This window comes from Bacteroides sp. 90-K9/2 (assembly GCF_047310725.1).
Classification (GTDB): domain Bacteria; phylum Bacteroidota; class Bacteroidia; order Bacteroidales; family Bacteroidaceae; genus Bacteroides; species Bacteroides vicugnae.
Map to the genome: position 1 here is coordinate 382,413 of NZ_JBCGVL010000002.1, position 20,238 is coordinate 402,650.

The window sequence follows — 20,238 nt, forward strand, 5'->3', positions numbered from 1 at the left end:
TTGGGGTGTTTGAACAGTCGCCTTTGCAGGAAAAGCGGTAACCTTGAATCGTGGTACGATTATAATGCCCGTTCTCAACTGACGGCTGTTGATGGTTCTTTTTTCAACCAAAAACTGTATTACAACGTCTCATACGGCGGAAGTACAGGAAACGTATCTGCCATGAGTTGGAAAGCCGCAGGCGACACAGGAATGCATGGATATCGCTTCAGCTACGGCGGAATGTCACGGTTGACCGCTGCCAGTTACTTGTGGAACGGAACTCCCCGTCCAACTATAGCACCTCCTACACGTATAACAGGCAGAGTAACCTCACTTCACTCCGTCGTAACGGACGCACAGGTGCTTCCTCCTACGGCCTGATTGACGACCTGACGCTCACACTGGATGGCAACTGGCTGACACGTGTGGATGATGCCGCCACAGCGTCGGCTTACAACAACGGGTTCGAATTCAAGGATACCGTGAAGCAGGACAATGAATACACCTATGACAAGAATGGTAACCTGACTAAAGATTTAAACAAAAATATAACTGGAATTCAATATAATATCTTAAATTTGCCTAGTCACATTAGCTTTGCTGACGGAAGTAGTATTGAGTATGAATATGCTGCAGACGGTAGGAAAGTCCGTACCACGCATACAATAAACAATAACGTTACGTCCACTGTTTATTGTGGCAATGCGATCTATGAGAACGGTACTTTGAAGATGCTGCTGAATGAAGCGGGTTACTATAGTTTCCAAGATAATAAGTACCACTTTTACATTAAAGATCATCAGGGAAATATTCGTGTAGTTGCTGATGAAGCTGGTAAAGTCGATGAAGTGAATGATTATCATCCTTTTGGTGGTTTGATGTCTAATGCAGGCAATAACGTTCAGTCTTATAAGTATAATGGTAAAGAGTTGGATCGGAAAGGCGGATTGGATTGGTATGATTATGGAGCTAGACATTATGATGCGGCAATAGGTAGATGGCACGTGGTGGATCCGATGGCGGAGAAATATTATGGATTAACTCCCTACAATTATTGTGGTAATAATTCTATAAGATATATAGATCCTGATGGGATGGACTGGTATAAGAGGAAAAGAGAAAATAATGGGACAGATGAAGAAGATGATGAATGGGAATATTACTATAATGAGGATATACATTCTCAAGAACAATTGGATAAAGCGATCAGAGGAGCAAGATATTTGGGAAAAACTTATCAAAAAGATAATATTTATTATTCTTTATTTGGTAGTAAAAAAGATGCAAAAACTTTGGCTGGTATCATATATAAAAAAATAGATGAAGCAATAATTTCTGAAACTATTCCCAGAAATACTAGAAGCAGCAAATATGACACAGAGTCTATAGGAAGTCCCATGACTGATTTCTCTATTGAGGGCATGAATTTTAAATCATCTCGTTTTGTTGGTATAGATACCCATAGAAATGAATATAGTATAGAATATGAAGGAAGTGATAGTGGTATCTATTATGTCTTAGGTGGAGATATGAAGGCACAACTAGAGGATTGGGTTGGAAATAGGGATATGCCTAAAGATTTTGGAGGATGGCAATCTGGAGAAAAGGCTTATTTAATAAGGTTTGTAAATAAAAAGGACATGATGTTGTTAGCTTGAAATATTCAGCGATGGGCGCAGGTTCGTTGATAAATAAACATAGACGATTATTTTATAATAAATAGTTATGAGAAAGATAATATTATACATATTGTGTGGCTTTATGTTTGTCTTATGTAGTTGTAGGAGTGTTAAATTGAACAATGTGTCATCTGATTACAATTTTAAGTATGATTTATATCATCACATTAAATTGTTTTATCGTGTTTATTTGCGATATCCTACTGTTGTTGAATTACAGCATTTTTGTTGGGAAATGATCAACGAAATCAATGATAATGCTTTTACTTCGTTTGATGAATATGAGAGTTCTTTGACGGCAATAGCGGCAGGACATGATGATTTGTTGCGGTGTTTGTTATCTAATACTGATTATATTTCATTTAAGCGGGCGACAAATGGATTGTATGTACTTTTAGGTGGTAAGAAATGGATAAAAATAGAACTGGATGTGTGCGAGATGCTAAAAAATGGACGTTACTTAACGTATATATATGATTCTGTGGGACATGAAATACCAATAGATGACGTTTTTGTGGATAGCCTTTATTCTGGAATGAAGGCTATATGTCAAAAACACTTACCTGATTCTATGTTGGTGGATGATGATGCTCAATTATGTCTTTTAAGATATGAAAGAAATGTTAGATATCAGGTGTATTGTCCACTAAATTATAAAATAGAACAGAATGATCATATGAGTGAATTAGGTTGTTTCTTGGATACATTCTTACTAAAAAGAAATGCTCAAACGATTCAAATTGCAACCGTTTTTCCGCAGTCTTATTTTAAAGAGAACTAGACTAAATTTCTTAGAATAAGATAAAACTACCTGATTGATAGACTTTACTGTTTATTAAGCAGGTAGTTTTTAACGGAGTCCTTTGATTCTACAGGTAGATATTTTGAAAAACAGGAGAATCAAATATTGTATATGAATATGCTGCAGACGGTAGGAAAGTCCGTACCACGCATATTATGAATAATGATACAACAATAACTGTTTATTGTGGCAATGTGATCTATGAGAACGGGAAGTTGAAGATGCTCTTGAATGAGGCGGGATATTATAGTTTCCAAGATAATAAGTTTCATTTCTATCTGAAAGATCATCAGGGTAATGTAAGGGTTGTTACTGACGAGGCAGGTAATGTTGATGAAGTGAATGATTATTATCCTTTTGGTGGTTTAATGTCTAATGGATGTAATAACGTTCAGCCATATAAGTATAATGGCAAAGAGTTGGATCGGAAAGGTGGATTGGATTGGTATGATTATGGGGCGAGGTATTATGATGCGATGATAGGAAGATGGCATGTACCTGATATATCAAGCGAGAAGTATTATAACTGGAACTCATATACATTTTGTAAAAGTAGTCCAATATTGAGAGTTGATGTTGATGGAAAGGATGATTATGTTATAAACGAATCGGGAAAATTATTTAATACTACTCCTGTGAAGATGAGAGGTAAAAGCCCAACAGATAATTTATTTCTTTCTACAGATCGTTCGATAATGGTAACAGTTAACAGTGGATTGCTTGGCGAAATGTATAAGGTGCAAGGAGAAAATAATAATTCGTTTTCTTATTATGGAAGTACACAAGACTTGGAGACGGCTGTAGCTGTTTTTAAATTTGGGGCAGATTATACATCTGTGGAATGGAAATTGGATGTGTATGACGATGATGGTACGAGAACTGCGGTTGTCACGACAGATCGAAATTCATATGGAGTTAATGGCGAGAACGCTAAAAATGAACTCTCTGTACAAGGAGATAAAATTATAGATATTCATTCTCATTTGATTGGAGGAACTAAGGGAGGAGCTGGTAATGATTTTAATTTGGCTAAATCCCAGCGCAGAAATGCAGTTTATCTAAAAGATAATGGACTAAAGAAAGATAGAAAAGGAATGTTGTACGAATGTACTAAAAATCAAAGTCGGGTAAAATCTATTCGAATATTGGGTAATACAGATTTAGTACGATATGTAAAATATTAACAATATACTTATGAAGAACTTGGTTTATGTTATCTTATTTATTTTATTGGGAGGATGTGTTTCCCCCTCTTTTTCGCCAGTGGAGATACATCAACGAGTGGCAGAACAAGTTAAAGTATTGATAGATAGTGGATATCTACAAACGCCATATATTGAAATAAATGAAGTATTATCAAATGATTCCAGCATTATTTATAGTATTAAAGGGTCGGATTCTCCAGGTTCGGATGGTGCAGAGTTACCTTCTAAAGTGATGACCTATAAAGGGAAATATCTTTGTTTTATAGAATTAGATGAGCAGGAAATGTCGCGAACTGAATTGTTTGAAAAAGGAATTGTGGCGGATTCTAATTTTCATGAGAATCTCCATTTGGACGATGGGTGGGTATTGGCTCTTCGGAAATATGAAAATGGGTCAACTTTGGTAAAAAAGGTATTATCATCGGCTTTTCTTTTTGAATATCCGCAACTTTGGTCCTATTTTTCGGGAGAAACACCTCAAGGGAAACCTGCATTAATGGCTTTGTTTACACATGATATTATTGTTCCGGATTCGTGTATTTCTACTCTTTTTGATTTAGAACTGGATAGTATGAGATACTATATAAGAAGATTTAGTGGGAAGATTAGTGTGAGAAATTTAACAGATTCTATATTATTAATGAATAATCCAACGAGGAATATGTGTTATGCAGTAGTAAATGGAGAGGATACATTAAAATTAATATTAAGGGATTCATTGCCTGTTATGATTGGACCTCATGGCTATCGTTCTTTACGGTATGATAGTGAGATACCTTATTCATTTCTTGGAAAGTTGCCTGATCGAAATGTTTGGATGTCGATGTATAAGCTGTTCAGTGATTCAACTTTTTGTTTCTTAAATATCAATGGAGCACCACAAAGTTTTAGAATAATTCATGGTGGAAATTATTTTAGTTATTTAAGGGATTCATTGTCATTAAGAAATAGATATATTTATAATGAAGGCGTTGATGATAAAGAAGAAAGAATACGTAGATTTTTTAAGTGGTAATTTGTAGAGAAATAGATTGATAGTTAAATATCGAACATTTTAAATTGTATTACCCTGATATAGGTTGACTATTTTGTAATCTCATTTGGTTGCTACCCTGATATGGAATTAGAAATTATTCTGTGTCAGGGTATTTTTTACATAAATGCGGAAATGAAAAGTTGTTTTCTCAATATAATATCTTAAATTTGCCTAGTCACATCACTTTTTTTATTGTTATGGTTTGCCTGCGGTTTGGTTTATGTTGGCACAAGGAGCAAAGCGGTGCCATGATAGAGGTACACACAGGTTGGTATCAAATAATTCCATTTTATGAATTGTGGATGTTGTTCGCTAAAGGAGATAAAGGGAATAATTGTTATGGCGAAGCTCCTAAATAAAGAACTGAAATATGTTTGCGTTTTTGTATCAGGGTATTTGGTATTCTCTAAATTGAATACTTTTAGGGTTACATAATATTGTTGGGTGGTAATGTGCGAGGACATGTAATTTGAAGTTTGTTAGTAAAGAAAATAACAACTATCTAAAATGTAAGCTAAGATTTTTCTTAAAAAGTTTCATTTCTCTTTTAGTAGAAAGCCTCTTATGGTTGTATTTATATTATATATAGTTTTCCTATATACTTTGATATACAATAACCAAAATCTAAATATTTCATGCCTATGAAAGCATTTACTCTCAAAACATTGCTTAATTGTGGTTTCTCACAATCTTTCTGTATTTCTTTGATGAAAAAAAGTGGTATCGCTTTCTTTTTGGCCTTATTACCCATTTCTGTGACTTATGCGGATAATGGAACTGTTTTAAAGGATACGATGAAATTGCCATACAGTTCACAACAGATTGATGGGGCCGATCTGATGAAGGTGAAAGACGCCAATTTCGTAAACTCCCTGATAGGAAGAGTGGCGGGCGCTACTATTAATCCCAGTGCTTCCGGTGTGGGTGGTTCAGTAAGGATGGTGCTACGTGGTTACCGTTCCATATTAAAATCCAACAATGTGCTTTTTACTTTGGACGGTGTACCTTTGCCACGACTGGAGTCAGAGCAACCTTCTAATTCATACACCTCTAACTGGCAGACTGGTGACGGTATAGCAGCTTTCTCTCCTGACGATATAGAGAGTATTTCTGTTTTGAGTACCGCAGCAGCTTCTACTTTGTATGGTAGTCGTTCCGCTAGCGGTGTGGTGATGATTAATACTAAGAAAGCAAATTCCGGAAAACTAAGAGTAGAGTTGGGGAATAGTACTACTTTCAGTTCGCCACTTGTTATGCCTGAATTCCAACAGACTTACGGGGCGCAATGGGGAGACAAGATAAACCATCCCCAGTCGTGGGACCCGACGGATTTTTTCCGTACCGGACATACTATCAATAACTCCCTTAGCCTTTCTATGGGAAATGAGTATAATCAAACCCGGGTTTCGGCTGTAACGATGAATGGTACCGGCATCATTCCCAAAAACAATGTGGATCGTTACAATTTTTCTTTCCGGAATACATCTTCTTTATTACATCATAGGCTAAAGCTTGACTTCACTTTGAGATATATTCATACCGCAGAGCAGAATATGTTATCGCAAGGTATGTATGGTAATCCGCTGGTTCCTGTCTATTTGGTACCTGATGTATTGCGAGAACGTATTAATATCAATCCCGATTATAACTACAAGAATCATTTTGAAGTTTACGATCCGAGGCTTGGAGCTAATGCGCAATATTGGCCTTTAGGAGATATGGGGATGGGTATGCAAAATCCTTATTGGATAATTAACCGTAATCTTTACAATCAAAAAAAGAAGCGTTTGCTGGGCGGAATAGGAATGAAATTCGACTTGACCTCTTGGCTCAATGTGGCGGGGCGTATTCATTACGATCGTGATAAAGAAACCGCAACCAAAAAACTTTATGCGTCTTCTCTTCAAGCCGGTCCTTTGGGCTCGTATTATGAGTCTGAAGATAAGAATACGCAGGTTTATTCCGATCTCCTGTTCAATGTCAATAAAAGGCTAGGGGATTTTTCAATTGATGCCACTTTGGGTTCTTCTATTTGTGATACGAAGTTTGATAGCTCTTGCGCTGATGGTATGCTGGGAGCACTGAACCAGTTTAATTTATCAGGACTGGATAAACATGGGGACTATCACTATATAAATCAAGACTTCAATTATCATGACCGAGCTACATCATTGTTTATACTTGCACAATTGGGTTATAAGAACCGATTATTTCTCGATTTGGGCGGACGAATGGAATGGCTTAAATTTAGGGATGATAATTCAAGTTATTCAACAGACGTTATCTATCCTTCGATAGGAGCATCTGTAGTACCAACCGGATGGTTGCCTGATAATCCCAACCGATTCCTTTCGTTTCTAAGACTCAATTATACCTACAGTGAAACCGGCAATAGTTTTACCGATTATATCTTTTTGAATAAAAAAAGGGTAGGTTTGAAACCTAGATCGGAGGATAATATGTTGGATCCCGAGCATACCAAGTCTCACGAAATAGGGCTCAATGCAGGTTTTCTTAATGATAAAATCAATTTGGCGTTTACGATGTATAAGACATCTACTTCCGATTTACCGTTTGGAGGATATCTTCCTATTCCTTCTCAGGGGGATATTTATTTCATGTATAATGGGTGTAGGATTGATAATAAAGGTTTCGAGCTAACCTTGAGTGCAAATATGAATATCGGGCAGGTTAAGTGGGATGGACGTTTCACTTATTCTATCAATAAGAATGAAGTAAAGCAGCTTTTAGAACCACAGAAAAATCCTATAACAGATACCGATTTTAATTTAGAAGAAATTCAGATGGCCAAAGGTAGCGGTTGGTATACTCCATTGAAGAAAGGTGGCTCGATAGGTGATATATATGTTACAGATTTGCAGAGGGATGAGCAGGGAAATGTTGTTATTGATAAAACTTCACAAAATGTCGTTCCTGTAAACGAATATATATATGCGGGTAATGCTGACCCTAAATATACGATGGGGCTGGCAAATAGCTTTTCCTGGAAAGGTTTTGAACTTGATTTTGTGATTCACGCCCGCTTCGGCGGCGTAGGCCTATCAATGACTCAAGCAGTTATGGATCAATTTGGTGTATCACAGGCCACAGCCATAGCCCGTGACAATGGTGGTGTTTGGGTGAGTGGTGAAAAGATTCCGGCAGAGAACTACTATAGGCTGGTAGGCTGGGCACGTACAGGAACGGTGTATACATACGATGCCACTAATATTCGTCTTGCAGAAATGTCGATTGCTTATCATATTCCCGTCAACCGATGGGTGAAGTGGATACAGGATGTACGGGTGGCATTAGTGGGACGTAACTTGCTTATGTTGTATAATAAAGCTCCGTTTGATCCGGAATCTACGGCAAGCACCGGAACCTGGGGGCAGGGCATAGACAACTTCCGTCAACCCAGCTACAGAAACATGGGCTTTTCCGTTAATCTGACTTTTTAATCTTTCTTCAAAAAGATATCTTGTCCCGATATGAGCTGTCAAAACTACTCTCATCTTGTATCGGGAGCAACTCTTCTATTAAAAGTCCTTAACGAAAGCCCAATCCATCACTTTTTATTTGTTTCTTTGCACCAAATTCGGGTATAGTGTTGTCTTGTCATTCGAGGCGGCTCTTAATTTTGCTTAGAAATTAATGGAGAAACTCAGTATAAATGCTTGTCCGGTGTGTGGCGGTACGCACTTGAAACGCGTCATGACTTGTACGGATTTTTATGCTTCGGGCGAACAGTTTGAACTGTATTCGTGTGAAGACTGTGGATTTACATTCACACAAGGAGTTCCCGTGGAAGCAGAGATAGGCAAGTATTATGAGACTCCCGACTACATCTCCCACACTGATACGCGCAAGGGAGCGATGAATAATATCTACCATTACGTACGTTCTTATATGCTGGGCCGCAAAGCGCGTCTGGTAGCCAAGGAAGCGCATCGCAAGACGGGGCGTTTGCTCGATATAGGTACGGGAACCGGTTATTTTTCCGATACAATGGTTCGTCGGGGATGGAAGGTAGAGGCAGTGGAGAAAAGTCCGCAGGCACGTGAGTTTGCAAAAACACATTTCGAACTGGATGTAAAGCCCGAATCGGCTCTGAAAGAGTTTGCTCCTGCTAGTTTTGATGTCATCACTCTCTGGCATGTGATGGAGCATCTCGAATCTTTGAATGAGACTTGGGAGACGCTTCGCGAACTGCTGACAGAAAAAGGAGTATTGATTGTGGCAGTACCCAACTGCTCTTCTTATGATGCCAAGCGCTACGGTGAGTATTGGGCGGCTTATGACGTTCCCCGCCATCTTTGGCATTTCACTCCGGGCACTATACAACAGTTGGCTTCCCGCCATGGTTTTATTATGGCGGCACGTCATCCGATGCCGTTCGATGCGTTTTACGTATCTATGTTGAGCGAGAAACATCGTGGCAGTTCATGCAGTTTCCTGAAAGGGATGTTTGCCGGGACGTTGGCCTGGTTCAATGCTTTGGGAAGGAAAGAACGCAGCAGTTCAATGATTTATGTATTCCGAAAAAAGAGATAACGCATGGGAAATCAAAACAAATATAAGTCAGGTTCGATTTTCGACATGCAGTTCATCACGTCGAGTATCAGTACGACACTGGTATTGCTGTTGCTCGGACTGGTTGTCTTTTTTGTATTGACAGCGCACAATCTTTCCGTATATGTCCGCGAGAATATCAGTTTCTCCGTTCTTATCAGCGACGACATGAAGGAAGCGGATATACTGAAACTTCAGAAGAAGCTGAATCAGGAACCTTTCGTGAAACAATCCGAATATATCTCTAAAAAACAAGCACTGAAAGAACAGACGGAAGCAATGGGAACCGATCCGGAAGAATTTCTGGGCTATAACCCTTTTACCGCTTCCATCGAAATCAAACTCCATTCTGACTATGCCAACTCGGACAGCATTGCGAAGATAGAGAAAATGATTAAAAAGAATACCAACATACAAGATGTGCTCTATCGAAAGGAGTTGATTGACGCCGTGAATGATAACATACGAAATATCAGTCTGGTACTGCTTGCCTTGGCGGTCGTGCTTACTTTTATTTCTTTTGCCCTGATAAACAATACCATAAGACTGGCTATTTACTCCAAACGCTTCCTTATTCACACCATGAAACTGGTAGGGGCGAGTTGGGGATTTATCCGGGGGCCATTCCTTCGAAAGAATGTATGGAGCGGGATATTGGCAGCCATCGTTGCCGATTCCATATTGATGGGAACCGCCTATTGGGCTGTGACATACGAACAGGAATTGCTTCAGGTCATCACGCCTGAAGTCATGTTGATAGTCTGTGCAAGCGTATTGGCGTTTGGAATTGTAATAACGTGGCTATGCGCCTATTTCTCCATGAATAAATACTTGAGAATGAAAGCGAACAGCCTGTACTATATTTAAAAAAAATAAACTATGTCTGACAAGCAGAAATTTGCCTTTGATAAAGTGAACTTTATCTTGCTCGCAATAGGGATGGCGATTGTTATTATCGGCTTTCTATTGATGACGGGACCTACATCGTCCGAAACGCTTTTTGAACCCGATATTTTCAGTGTACGCAGAATCAAGGTAGCGCCGGTCGTTTGCCTGTTTGGCTTTATATCTATGATTTATGCAGTATTGCGCAAACCTAAAACACAAAAAACAGAAGAATAAAAATGGGGGATTTAACAACATTTGAGACGATTATTATTGCTATTGTAGAAGGGTTGACAGAGTTTTTACCGGTTTCTTCTACAGGACACATGATTATTACACAAAACATACTAGGGGTAGAAAGTACGGAATTTGTAAAAGCGTTTACTGTAATTATTCAGTTTGGCGCAATTCTTTCAGTAGTCTGCCTTTACTGGAAACGTTTTTTCCGGTTGAACCATACACCGGCTCCTGCAGGCGCTTCCGCTTTGAAGTGTTTTCTGCATAAATTCGATTTTTACTGGAAGCTGCTGGTGGCTTTTATTCCTGCAGCAATTTTGGGTTTCCTGTTTAGCGATAAGATAGACGAGATGCTCGAAAGTGTAGCGATAGTAGCAGTGATGCTGGTAATCGGTGGTATATTCATGCTGTTCTGCGATAAGATTTTTTCGAAGGGAAGTAAAGATACCGTGCTGACAGAAAAAAAGGCATTCAATATCGGTTTGTTTCAATGTATTGCAATGATACCGGGTGTATCCCGTTCGATGGCTACCATCGTCGGAGGTATGGCCCAGAAACTGACTCGTAAGGATGCTGCTGAGTTTTCATTCTTTCTTGCCGTGCCAACTATGTTTGCGGCAACTGGCTACAAGGTCTTGAAACTCTTCCTGGATGGTGGAACCGAGATTCTTGTCAACAACATGCCGGCACTTATTATCGGTAATGTGGTGGCTTTTGTCGTTGCTTTGCTGGCTATCAAGTTCTTTATTAGCTTTGTTACGAAATATGGCTTTAAAGCATTTGGCTGGTACAGAATTATAGTTGGCGGAATCATTCTGGTAATGCTGTTGCTTGGATATAACTTAGAAATTGGCTGATGAATTTTAAAAAAGGAGAAGTACTGTTTTTCAATAAACCTTTCGGATGGACTTCATTTAAAGTAGTAGGGCATGCCCGCTATCATATTTGCCGCCGGATAGGAGTGAAAAAACTAAAAGTCGGCCATGCCGGAACACTGGACCCGCTTGCAACAGGGGTGATGATTGTATGTACAGGCAAGGCAACCAAACGAATAGAAGAGTTTCAATATCATACGAAGGAGTATGTTGCAACGTTGCGTTTGGGTGCCACTACTCCGTCATACGATTTGGAACATGAAATAGATGCCATCTACCCTACCGAACATATCACGAGGGAACTGGTGGAAGAAGTGCTGACGCATTTTATCGGTGCCATCGATCAGGTACCTCCTGCTTTCTCTGCCTGTATGGTAGACGGTAAGCGTGCTTACGAACTGGCCCGGAAAGGAGAAGAAGTCGAACTAAAAGCAAAACAGCTTGTTATCGACGAGATTGAATTGCTGGAATGTCGTCTGGATGATCCGGAACCGATGATTCAAATCCGTGTCGTATGCAGCAAAGGGACTTATATCCGTGCCCTGGCCCGCGACATCGGTGAAGCACTCCATAGCGGAGCTCACCTGACAGGATTGATCCGCACCCGCGTAGGTGATGTCCGGTTGGAAGACTGCCTGAACCCCGAACACTTTAAAGAGTGGATCGACGGACAGGAGATAGAAAATGAGGAAGAAAATAATTAACGTAATAAGGAATAGATATGAAATTATCACAATTCAAATTTAAGTTACCCGAGGATAAGATCGCTCTACATCCTATGAAATATAGGGATGAGTCGCGTTTGATGGTATTGCATCGTAATACAGGTAAGATTGAGCACAAGATGTTCAAAGATGTGTTGGACTACTTTGATGATAAAGATGTGTTTATATTCAATGATACGAAGGTGTTTCCTGCCCGCTTGTATGGTAACAAGGAGAAGACAGGTGCTCGTATCGAGGTATTCTTGTTGCGTGAGTTGAATGAAGAACTTCGTTTATGGGACGTATTGGTTGATCCGGCACGTAAGATACGTATCGGTAACAAGCTGTATTTCGGTCCGGACGATTCAATGGTGGCTGAAGTGATTGATAACACCACTTCTCGCGGGCGTACGCTCCGTTTCCTTTACGACGGACCTCATGACGAGTTCAAAAAGGCACTGTATTCTTTGGGTGAAACTCCACTCCCCCACTCTATTATCAACCGTCCTGTAGAACCGGAAGATGCTGAACGCTTCCAGTCAATTTTCGCAAAGAACGAAGGTGCGGTGACTGCCCCGACTGCTAGTTTGCACTTCAGCCGTGAGTTGATGAAACGTCTGGAAATCAAAGGTGTGGACTTTGCATATATCACTCTGCACGCCGGTCTGGGTAACTTCCGCGACATCGACGTAGAGGACTTGACTAAGCATAAGATGGATTCAGAACAAATGTTTGTAAACGAAATGGCGGTGAAAACTGTGAATCGTGCCAAAGATAACGGTAGAAATGTATGTGCGGTAGGTACGACAGTGATGCGTGCTATTGAAAGCGCAGTCAGCACCGACGGGCATCTCAAGGAATTTGAAGGATGGACTAACAAGTTTATCTTCCCTCCATATGAATTTACCGTAGCCAATTCAATGATTTCCAATTTCCACATGCCGCTTTCTACCTTACTGATGATTGTAGCTGCTTTCGGTGGTTATGATCAAGTGATGGATGCTTATCATGTAGCATTGAAAGAAGGTTACCGTTTCGGCACGTATGGAGATGCAATGCTGATTTTGGACAAATAATGGCAAAAGTTTATCTGGGACTCGGCACTAACCTCGGAGATAAAGAACAAAATCTTCGGGATGCCGTGCAAAAAATAGAAGAGCAGGTGGGGAAAATAGTTTCCCTGTCTGCTTTTTACATAACTGCCCCTTGGGGATTTTCTTCCGATAACAGTTTCCTGAATGCAGCAGTTTGTGTAGATACCGGATTGACTCCCATAGACGTTTTACAGAGAACGCAGGCGATTGAACAGGAATTGGGACGTACGAAGAAATCCGTCAACGGTATATATAGCGACCGCCTGATTGATATTGACCTGTTGCTTTATGATGATTTGATACTTTCCACCACTTCTCCCTCCGGAGCGAAGTTGATCCTCCCCCATCCGTTGATGGCAGAACGTGACTTCGTTATGAAGCCGCTGGCAGAAATTGCTCCCGGATTAGTGCATCCGGTACTTGGAAAAACGATGAAGGAACTTACTTCTTCTTTTTCTCCGCAATAAACACCGGCAAATAGGCAATGCATCCTATCAATGCTGCATACAGCAAATGAATCTCCTGAAACGGCTTGTCGATGAAATGGCAGACAATGGCATAGATAGCAATCGTGAAGCCTATATAAAGTGCCAACACCAAAAGCGTTTTAAATTTCTTATTTAGAATCATTATAAATCTATTTATGTGTTAAATACAGGGCAAAGATACTCATAATCTCCGAAATCTCTTTATCTTTGTACCCGAAATGAAAGTGTGGACAGATTTGAGTAGCTTGCAACCACGGAAAAAAATGCTAAAACACGTCTGATTGACGCCTTTCGGCTTATCCTTTGCAGCACTCGCCTCTCCTACTCTCTCTCATTTTTTAATTTTCAATTTTTAATTCTTAATTTAAAAAGATGGGATACTTATTTACATCCGAATCGGTGTCAGAAGGACACCCCGACAAGGTAGCCGATCAAATATCGGATGCCGTGCTTGACAAACTGTTGGCTTACGACCCCAGTTCGAAAGTAGCTTGCGAAACACTAGTGACTACCGGACAAGTGGTACTAGCGGGTGAAGTGAAAACTAAAGCGTACGTTGACCTCCAGCTCATCGCACGCGAAGTGATTAAGAAAATCGGTTATACCAAAGGAGAGTACATGTTCGAAAGTAACTCTTGTGGCGTACTTTCCGCTATTCATGAGCAAAGCCCCGATATCAACCGTGGTGTAGAGCGTCAGGACCCGATGGAACAGGGTGCAGGCGACCAGGGTATGATGTTTGGTTACGCTACCAATGAAACGGAAAACTACATGCCGCTTTCTCTTGATCTGGCACACCGCATTCTGCAAGTGCTGGCCGACATTCGTCGTGAAGGAAAGGTGATGACTTACCTCCGCCCCGATGCCAAAAGCCAGGTTACTATTGAATATGATGACAACGGAACTCCTGTTCGCATTGATACAATCGTTGTTTCTACGCAACATGATGACTTTATCCAACCGGAAGATGATTCTCAAGCTGCCCAGCTGAAAGCTGACGAGGAAATGCTGTCTATCATCCGTCGTGATGTGATCGAGATTCTGATGCCTCGTGTCATTGCTTCTATCCATCACGATAAAGTGTTGGCGCTGTTTAATGATAAAATCATTTATCATGTGAATCCTACGGGCAAGTTCGTAATTGGTGGTCCTCACGGAGATACCGGTTTGACAGGTCGTAAGATTATCGTTGATACTTATGGTGGCAAAGGTGCTCACGGTGGTGGTGCTTTCTCCGGAAAAGATCCTAGCAAGGTAGACCGTAGCGCAGCTTATGCAGCACGCCATATCGCTAAGAATATGGTAGCGGCAGGCGTAGCAGATGAAATGCTTGTACAGGTGAGCTATGCTATCGGTGTGGCTCGTCCGATCAATATCTTTGTAGATACTTATGGTCGTTCCCACGTCAATATGACGGATGGTGAGATTGCCCGCGTTATCGACCAGTTGTTCGATCTTCGCCCGAAAGCAATCGAAGAACGTCTGAAACTTCGTAATCCTATTTATCAGGAAACAGCCGCTTACGGCCATATGGGACGTGAACCGCAAGTGGTAACGAAGAAATTCTTCTCTCGCTACGAAGGGGACAAAACTGTGGAAGTAGAACTCTTTACATGGGAGAAACTTGACTACGTAGATAAAATTAAAGCTGCTTTTGGTCTGTAAAATAGTCTGAAAGCGAGCTTAGCTCGTTCAGTAAGAGCCACAACCTCAACTCCTTTTGGTAGGAAATAGAGGTTGTGGCTCTTGATTTTAAATAAGTTATATTTAAATAAATGTCTTTTGGATATTAATCTTCTTTTGCCGGAATTTGTTACTTTTGGCCCATAAATAAACGACTGCCTAATGAAAACAAGATGTTGTTGTTCTAAACGCTATTTATTGGTGTTTTTTAGTTTACTTGTCAGCGTAGGTAGCATTCTGATGTCTGTCTTTCTATCTTCCTGCTCTTCTTCGGTGAAGAGTCCATTGCTACTATCTGCTGACTCATTGATGGAAATATATCCTGATAGTGCATTATCTATTTTGGAATCAATTTCCTCCCCACAGAAATTGCCACGTGCCGACAGAGCACTTTATGCGTTATTGCTTACGCAAGCAAGGCATAAAAATTATATTGCTTTAGAGGATGATTCGCTGATAAAAACAGCTGTTGAATACTATGGTGATAAGAAGAAAAGTGTACGTGCTGCAAAAGCTCATTATTATTGGGGAGCTACCTATCGAGAGAAAGGATATACTTCTTTTGCTGTAGACGAGTATTTAACGGCAATTCGACTGATGCCTGTTAGGGATGAATTCTTGGCAATGATTTATGATAATCTTGCAGAATGTTATGAAAAAGATGAATTGTTTGATATAGCAATTGACGCCTATCGTGAGGCTTATCAGATATTGAAAGGAGGAAGCCAACAGACATATCCATTGAGAGGTATTGCACGTATGTGTTTATTGCAAAACAAGAAGGATAGTGCATTGCTTTATTATCATCAAGCTCTTGATTGTGCATTGGCAGAGCAAGACTCTAGTTTGATAGGGGCTCTTTATCATGATCTTGCTATGGCTTATAATGAAAAGAAGGATTATATGCAAGCAGATAAATATGTGTCAAAGGCAATTATGGTACAAGGGCAAGATGCTGTTAATGTCTGTTTATCAAAAGCTCAAATTATGTTGAATTTGAATAAGCTTGATTCTGCCAGTTATTTTTTTAAGAAGAATATAGATCAACTTGATATTTATGGAAGGGCTGTTTGCTATGATGGAATGTATCAAATAGCAAAGAAAAGGGGTGAATGGAAAACCGCAACAGAGAATATAGATGCATATAACGTTCTTTATGATTCTATTCAATTTATGACTGATAATGAGGAGCTTAATAGACTTATGGATAAGCACCAACTGGAGGAACATAAGAGATTATTATCAGAACATACTAAAACATTAATTTTTAGCTTGGTTACTGCATTCTTCTTATTGATGGTTGTATGTGTTTTCTATTTTATGTGGAATGACAGAAAGAGAAAGAATCATTATATTGCTTTGCAACACGAGTTGACTCAAAAGCGAGTAGATACTATGTTGCTAAAAGAAGAAGAGGTTTCTGAATCTAATAAAGAAGATTTGAATAAGAAGAGATCGGAGTTGACAGAACGGCAGATTCAATTATGTATATCTGTTCTTAAAACTACTGATTGCTACGACCAATTGGAAGCATTGGAGAGGGCAACTCATAAACAACTATTGGTGATGCGTAGTTTGAGGAAAGAAATACGTTCTGAAATTTCCAGTGCGTTTGTTGATGTGATGATGAATTTGAAGGAACGTTATCCGGCTTTAACTGGTGATGATATATTTTATTGTGTTCTTTCATTGCTTTGTTGTTCAAAAACTGTCATAATGGAGTTGATGGATGCTACATCAGATGCTCTTAAAACACGCAAAAATCGTATAAAGAACAAAATAGATGCTCAAATTTTTGATCGTGTATTTGGCATTGATATTTAATGAAATATGTCGATCTTCTTAGGTTAATTTTGCTTCTAAATAAAAGGCTGTTACCATTGTTACCGCATAAAAATCGTTTCTTTTGCTTCATCTGTGTATTTTTGAGGCGAAATTTTAAACCCATTTATTATGAAGACTAAATTTTTACCTCTTTTGCTATTGACTGTCTTACTCCAAGTAAGTATGTTTTCTTTTGCTAATGAAATGACAACTGCACGTATAATCAGATTAAAGAATAAAACTGAGGTACAACATCGGTCTATTCCTGTTATTCCTGCTGCTTGTATTGAAAACTCATTGTTGTCTATTGACCTTCTTTCTACTGTTCCTACTGTAACCGTTACCATCAAAGATGCAGAAACAGGAGAAGTAGTTTATACATCTACTGATATAAATGTAGATAAGGTTTATATTGATCTTGCAGGTGAGGAAAAAGGTAAATATACTTTGGAGATACAACTTCCGAAGGAAGCCTTTATCGGAGATTTTGAATTAGATTAAATCTTTGGATATATATTATTTGCAACTAACATAAGATGATATACCTAAATCATTAACTGTTGAAGCCCCGCTGTTGAAATATATGGCGCATTGCTGAAATGACGATTTAGATGACCGAAAGGGGAAAGAATCGGTTCACTTTTATTCGTGGGCTTAATAAGCCTTGTGAAAGGCTCATAAAGGTATATTGAAACGTAAAATTAAAATCACTTTTTAATTGTGTGCTGGATTCTACTGGTAGGGTATTTGAACGATTTTATAGTTCAGATAATAAAGTTTATTCAGCAACAATGTGATACACCTGTTAGTAGATGAGAAATCTGTGATAGATGTATTCTCTGTGAGAAAAGCTCTTGGACTTCTATAAATAAGAAGTCCAAGATTTTTTATGAAGATATAAATGTGGAGATAACAATGATCTCTGATTAAGTTGAATATGAATAACGGAATTTTTTCGTAATTTTGCCTCCTTGATATAATAAAGGATAGTGATGAAGATGAATCAGATAAATTCCGTATGCGTATATAGCGCTTCCAGTACCAAGATAGATGCTGTTTACTTTCAAGCAGCCGAGACTCTCGGCCGTCTGCTTGCCGAACACCGTATCCGTTTGATAAACGGAGCCGGGAGTATTGGTCTGATGTGTTCTGTGGCAGATGCTGTGTTGAAAAATGGCGGTGAAGTGACCGGAGTGATTCCCCGTTTCATGGTGGAACAAAACTGGCATCATACTGGACTGACAGAGCTGATCGAGGTAGAATCCATGCACGAACGCAAACAGAAGATGGCCAATTTGAGTGATGGTATCATCGCTTTGCCGGGTGGATGCGGTACCCTTGAAGAATTGCTGGAAATTATCACTTGGAAACAGTTGGGGTTGTATCTCAATCCGATTATAATCCTCAATACAAACGGATTCTTCGATCCATTGCTCGAAATGCTTGAAAAGGCAATCGATGAGAACTTTATGCGACGCCAACACGGTGATATATGGAAAGTGGCACAGACGCCGGAAGAAGCGGTTCAGCTCCTTTATGAGACTCCTGTATGGGATATTTCCATTCGTAAATTTGCAGCGATATGATAGGCGACACACTAAGTTCCCAGAACGCGGATACCTTGTCTCTTCTCCAGCAGAAACAGATTAGTCCGGCAAAGGCAGACAGTGATAGCCTGCAGTTGGCCGATCTTCATGCTGTACAAGAGGTTGACTTCGGCTTTGAAGGAACCCCTATCTCCTACTCTCCCCGTACGGACGATGCTATTGCACTGACATTACTGGCTTGCTTCTTTCTTTCCTCCATTGCCTTGGCACGCGGAAAGAAATTTCTCTCCCAACAGGTAAAAGACTTTGTGTTGCATCGCGAACGGACGAGCATTTTTGATAGCTCTACGGCGGCCGATGTGCGTTATCTCCTTGTGCTTGTATTGCAGACCTGTGTCTTGTCGGGCATCACATTTTTTAATTATTTTCATGATACATCTCCCGCTCTGATGGATCATGTATCCTCCCTCCTTTTGCTGGGTATTTACGTTGGTTTTTGCCTCGCTTATTTCTTACTGAAATGGTTGCTTTATATGTTTCTGGGGTGGACTTTTTTTGATAAAAATAAGACAAATATATGGCTGGAATCGTATTCTGCGCTCATATATTATGTCGGATTTGCCCTTTTTCCGTTCGTTCTTTTCTTGGTTTATTTTGATTTGAGTCTAACGAATTTGGTTATAATCGGGTCTATTATTTTAATTTTCACTAAAATATTGATGTTTTATAAGTGGATAAAGCTTTTTTTTCATCAATTTAGCGGGCTTTTCCTATTAATTTTGTACTTTTGCGCTCTTGAAATAGTACCTTGTCTTTTACTGTATCAGGGTATGATTCAAATGAACAATATTTTGCTAATAAAATTTTAGGACGTTGAAAATTAAAAAAGTACTAGTGTCGCAGCCTAAGCCTGCGTCAGAGAAATCTCCCTATTACGACATAGCTGAGAAGTATGGCGTTAAAATAGATTTCCGACCCTTCATTAAGGTTGAAAGTCTTTCGGCGAAAGAATTTCGGCAACAGAAAATTTCGATTCTCGACCACACTGCCGTAATATTCACTTCGCGCCATGCTATTGACCATTTTTTCACTTTGTGTACTGAATTGCGTGTGACAATTCCCGAGACAATGAAGTATTTCTGTGTGACGGAAGCTGTTGCATTGTATATTCAGAAATATGTGCAATATCGTAAGCGTAAGATCTTCTTTGGGGCTACCGGAAAGATTGAAGACCTGATTCCTTCCATCGTGAAGCATAAAACGGAGAAGTATCTCGTTCCGATGTCAGACGTACATAATGACGATGTGAAAAACCTGCTCGACAAGAACGGCATTCAGCATACGGAAGCTGTGATGTATCGCACGGTGAGCAACGACTTTACACCGGACGAGGAGTTTGATTACGATATGTTAGTGTTCTTCAGCCCTGCCGGAGTGACTTCTTTGAAGAAAAACTTCCCGGATTTTAATCAGAAAGAGATTAAGATCGGAACGTTCGGATCTACTACCGCACAGGCTGTACGTGACGCAGGTCTCCGTCTGGATCTTGAGGCTCCTACGGTGCAGGCTCCGTCAATGACTGCCGCACTTGACATGTTTATCAAGGAAAACAATAAATAAACAGA

General features: G+C 39.7%; 20 protein-coding genes. 19 read left to right on the top strand and 1 reads right to left on the bottom strand.

Going from position 1 to position 20,238, the window contains the following annotated elements:
• The first annotated feature begins 9 nt into the window (after positions 1-9).
• The 13 genes from AAHJ11_RS08850 to folK all read left to right on the top strand — a co-directional run bounded on the left by AAHJ11_RS08850 (position 10) and on the right by folK (position 13,538).
• Entirely contained in the window at positions 10-363 is a 354-nt protein-coding gene (locus AAHJ11_RS08850; protein WP_254883892.1) for a hypothetical protein, read from the top strand.
• Entirely contained in the window at positions 252-1,640 is a 1,389-nt protein-coding gene (locus AAHJ11_RS08855) for an RHS repeat domain-containing protein (protein ID WP_413579381.1), read from the top strand. Before AAHJ11_RS08850 ends, AAHJ11_RS08855 begins: the two co-directional genes overlap by 112 nt.
• A gap of 67 nt (positions 1,641-1,707) precedes the next feature.
• Positions 1,708-2,442: a hypothetical protein gene (locus AAHJ11_RS08860; RefSeq protein ID WP_148367803.1), complete on the top strand. Its 735-nt coding sequence runs from the start codon at positions 1,708-1,710 to the stop codon at positions 2,440-2,442.
• Positions 2,443-2,618: 176 nt separating this feature from the next.
• Positions 2,619-3,647, top strand: coding sequence for a JAB-like toxin 1 domain-containing protein (locus AAHJ11_RS08865; RefSeq protein ID WP_413579383.1), 1,029 nt, complete (start codon positions 2,619-2,621; stop codon positions 3,645-3,647).
• Positions 3,648-3,657: 10 nt separating this feature from the next.
• Positions 3,658-4,683: an Imm65 family immunity protein gene (locus AAHJ11_RS08870; protein WP_195650718.1), complete on the top strand. Its 1,026-nt coding sequence runs from the start codon at positions 3,658-3,660 to the stop codon at positions 4,681-4,683.
• 662 nt (positions 4,684-5,345) lie between these two features.
• Positions 5,346-8,165, top strand: coding sequence for a TonB-dependent receptor domain-containing protein (locus AAHJ11_RS08875; protein WP_413579384.1), 2,820 nt, complete (start codon positions 5,346-5,348; stop codon positions 8,163-8,165).
• Positions 8,166-8,358: 193 nt separating this feature from the next.
• Positions 8,359-9,258, top strand: coding sequence for a methyltransferase domain-containing protein (locus AAHJ11_RS08880; RefSeq protein WP_008641564.1), 900 nt, complete (start codon positions 8,359-8,361; stop codon positions 9,256-9,258).
• A 3-nt stretch (positions 9,259-9,261) separates the two neighbouring features.
• The gene (locus AAHJ11_RS08885; RefSeq protein ID WP_117513332.1) at positions 9,262-10,143 is read left to right on the top strand and encodes a cell division protein FtsX; all 882 of its coding nucleotides are present in this window, start codon (positions 9,262-9,264) and stop codon (positions 10,141-10,143) included.
• A gap of 12 nt (positions 10,144-10,155) precedes the next feature.
• Positions 10,156-10,398: a DUF3098 domain-containing protein gene (locus AAHJ11_RS08890; protein WP_009001366.1), complete on the top strand. Its 243-nt coding sequence runs from the start codon at positions 10,156-10,158 to the stop codon at positions 10,396-10,398.
• Between the two features lie 2 nt (positions 10,399-10,400).
• On the top strand, positions 10,401-11,255 hold the full coding sequence (locus AAHJ11_RS08895) for an undecaprenyl-diphosphate phosphatase (RefSeq protein ID WP_148367806.1): 855 nt from the start codon (positions 10,401-10,403) through the stop codon (positions 11,253-11,255).
• The gene (gene truB / locus AAHJ11_RS08900) at positions 11,255-11,977 is read left to right on the top strand and encodes a tRNA pseudouridine(55) synthase TruB (protein ID WP_148367807.1); all 723 of its coding nucleotides are present in this window, start codon (positions 11,255-11,257) and stop codon (positions 11,975-11,977) included. The genes AAHJ11_RS08895 and truB overlap by 1 nt, the downstream gene beginning before the upstream one ends.
• A gap of 17 nt (positions 11,978-11,994) precedes the next feature.
• A complete protein-coding gene (gene queA, locus AAHJ11_RS08905) occupies positions 11,995-13,053 on the top strand; it encodes a tRNA preQ1(34) S-adenosylmethionine ribosyltransferase-isomerase QueA (protein ID WP_004298889.1) in 1,059 nt (352 codons plus the stop codon).
• The gene (gene folK, locus AAHJ11_RS08910) at positions 13,053-13,538 is read left to right on the top strand and encodes a 2-amino-4-hydroxy-6-hydroxymethyldihydropteridine diphosphokinase (RefSeq protein ID WP_148367808.1); all 486 of its coding nucleotides are present in this window, start codon (positions 13,053-13,055) and stop codon (positions 13,536-13,538) included. Before queA ends, folK begins: the two co-directional genes overlap by 1 nt.
• Here folK and AAHJ11_RS08915 read toward each other — a convergent pair.
• Positions 13,513-13,701 (bottom strand): hypothetical protein, encoded by a 189-nt coding sequence (locus AAHJ11_RS08915; protein WP_413579387.1) that lies wholly within the window; start codon positions 13,699-13,701, stop codon positions 13,513-13,515. The genes folK and AAHJ11_RS08915 overlap by 26 nt on opposite strands.
• Positions 13,702-13,931: 230 nt before the next feature.
• Here AAHJ11_RS08915 and metK point away from each other — a divergent pair, with 230 nt between their 5' ends.
• From metK to AAHJ11_RS08945, 6 genes are all read left to right on the top strand, one after another.
• Positions 13,932-15,224: a methionine adenosyltransferase gene (gene metK, locus AAHJ11_RS08920; RefSeq protein ID WP_148367809.1), complete on the top strand. Its 1,293-nt coding sequence runs from the start codon at positions 13,932-13,934 to the stop codon at positions 15,222-15,224.
• Between the two features lie 180 nt (positions 15,225-15,404).
• Positions 15,405-17,066 (top strand): tetratricopeptide repeat protein, encoded by a 1,662-nt coding sequence (locus AAHJ11_RS08925; RefSeq protein WP_234131752.1) that lies wholly within the window; start codon positions 15,405-15,407, stop codon positions 17,064-17,066.
• Between the two features lie 129 nt (positions 17,067-17,195).
• Positions 17,196-17,567 carry a DUF3244 domain-containing protein gene (locus tag AAHJ11_RS08930; RefSeq protein ID WP_234131751.1) on the top strand — a complete coding sequence of 124 codons (372 nt, stop codon included), beginning with the start codon at positions 17,196-17,198 and terminating at the stop codon, positions 17,565-17,567.
• A 497-nt stretch (positions 17,568-18,064) separates the two neighbouring features.
• On the top strand, positions 18,065-18,652 hold the full coding sequence (locus tag AAHJ11_RS08935; protein WP_074559771.1) for a TIGR00730 family Rossman fold protein: 588 nt from the start codon (positions 18,065-18,067) through the stop codon (positions 18,650-18,652).
• Positions 18,649-19,482, top strand: coding sequence for a DUF4271 domain-containing protein (locus AAHJ11_RS08940; RefSeq protein WP_298048185.1), 834 nt, complete (start codon positions 18,649-18,651; stop codon positions 19,480-19,482). The genes AAHJ11_RS08935 and AAHJ11_RS08940 overlap by 4 nt, the downstream gene beginning before the upstream one ends.
• Positions 19,483-19,486: 4 nt before the next feature.
• The gene (locus AAHJ11_RS08945; protein ID WP_074559743.1) at positions 19,487-20,233 is read left to right on the top strand and encodes a uroporphyrinogen-III synthase; all 747 of its coding nucleotides are present in this window, start codon (positions 19,487-19,489) and stop codon (positions 20,231-20,233) included.
• Positions 20,234-20,238: the final 5 nt, after the last annotated feature.

What these genes read in the sequence shown, in the direction of transcription:
- AAHJ11_RS08860 (WP_148367803.1), top strand. Translation starts at nt 1,708, where the DNA reads ATGAGAAAGATAATATTATACATATTGTGTGGCTTTATGTTTGTCTTA.
- AAHJ11_RS08865 (WP_413579383.1), top strand. Translation starts at nt 2,619, where the DNA reads ATGAATAATGATACAACAATAACTGTTTATTGTGGCAATGTGATCTAT.
- AAHJ11_RS08870 (WP_195650718.1), top strand. Translation starts at nt 3,658, where the DNA reads ATGAAGAACTTGGTTTATGTTATCTTATTTATTTTATTGGGAGGATGT.
- AAHJ11_RS08875 (WP_413579384.1), top strand. Translation starts at nt 5,346, where the DNA reads ATGAAAGCATTTACTCTCAAAACATTGCTTAATTGTGGTTTCTCACAA.
- AAHJ11_RS08880 (WP_008641564.1), top strand. Translation starts at nt 8,359, where the DNA reads ATGGAGAAACTCAGTATAAATGCTTGTCCGGTGTGTGGCGGTACGCAC.
- AAHJ11_RS08885 (WP_117513332.1), top strand. Translation starts at nt 9,262, where the DNA reads ATGGGAAATCAAAACAAATATAAGTCAGGTTCGATTTTCGACATGCAG.
- AAHJ11_RS08890 (WP_009001366.1), top strand. Translation starts at nt 10,156, where the DNA reads ATGTCTGACAAGCAGAAATTTGCCTTTGATAAAGTGAACTTTATCTTG.
- AAHJ11_RS08895 (WP_148367806.1), top strand. Translation starts at nt 10,401, where the DNA reads ATGGGGGATTTAACAACATTTGAGACGATTATTATTGCTATTGTAGAA.
- truB (WP_148367807.1), top strand. Translation starts at nt 11,255, where the DNA reads ATGAATTTTAAAAAAGGAGAAGTACTGTTTTTCAATAAACCTTTCGGA.
- queA (WP_004298889.1), top strand. Translation starts at nt 11,995, where the DNA reads ATGAAATTATCACAATTCAAATTTAAGTTACCCGAGGATAAGATCGCT.
- folK (WP_148367808.1), top strand. Translation starts at nt 13,053, where the DNA reads ATGGCAAAAGTTTATCTGGGACTCGGCACTAACCTCGGAGATAAAGAA.
- AAHJ11_RS08915 (WP_413579387.1), bottom strand. Translation starts at nt 13,701, where the DNA reads ATGATTCTAAATAAGAAATTTAAAACGCTTTTGGTGTTGGCACTTTAT.
- metK (WP_148367809.1), top strand. Translation starts at nt 13,932, where the DNA reads ATGGGATACTTATTTACATCCGAATCGGTGTCAGAAGGACACCCCGAC.
- AAHJ11_RS08925 (WP_234131752.1), top strand. Translation starts at nt 15,405, where the DNA reads ATGAAAACAAGATGTTGTTGTTCTAAACGCTATTTATTGGTGTTTTTT.
- AAHJ11_RS08930 (WP_234131751.1), top strand. Translation starts at nt 17,196, where the DNA reads ATGAAGACTAAATTTTTACCTCTTTTGCTATTGACTGTCTTACTCCAA.
- AAHJ11_RS08935 (WP_074559771.1), top strand. Translation starts at nt 18,065, where the DNA reads ATGAATCAGATAAATTCCGTATGCGTATATAGCGCTTCCAGTACCAAG.
- AAHJ11_RS08940 (WP_298048185.1), top strand. Translation starts at nt 18,649, where the DNA reads ATGATAGGCGACACACTAAGTTCCCAGAACGCGGATACCTTGTCTCTT.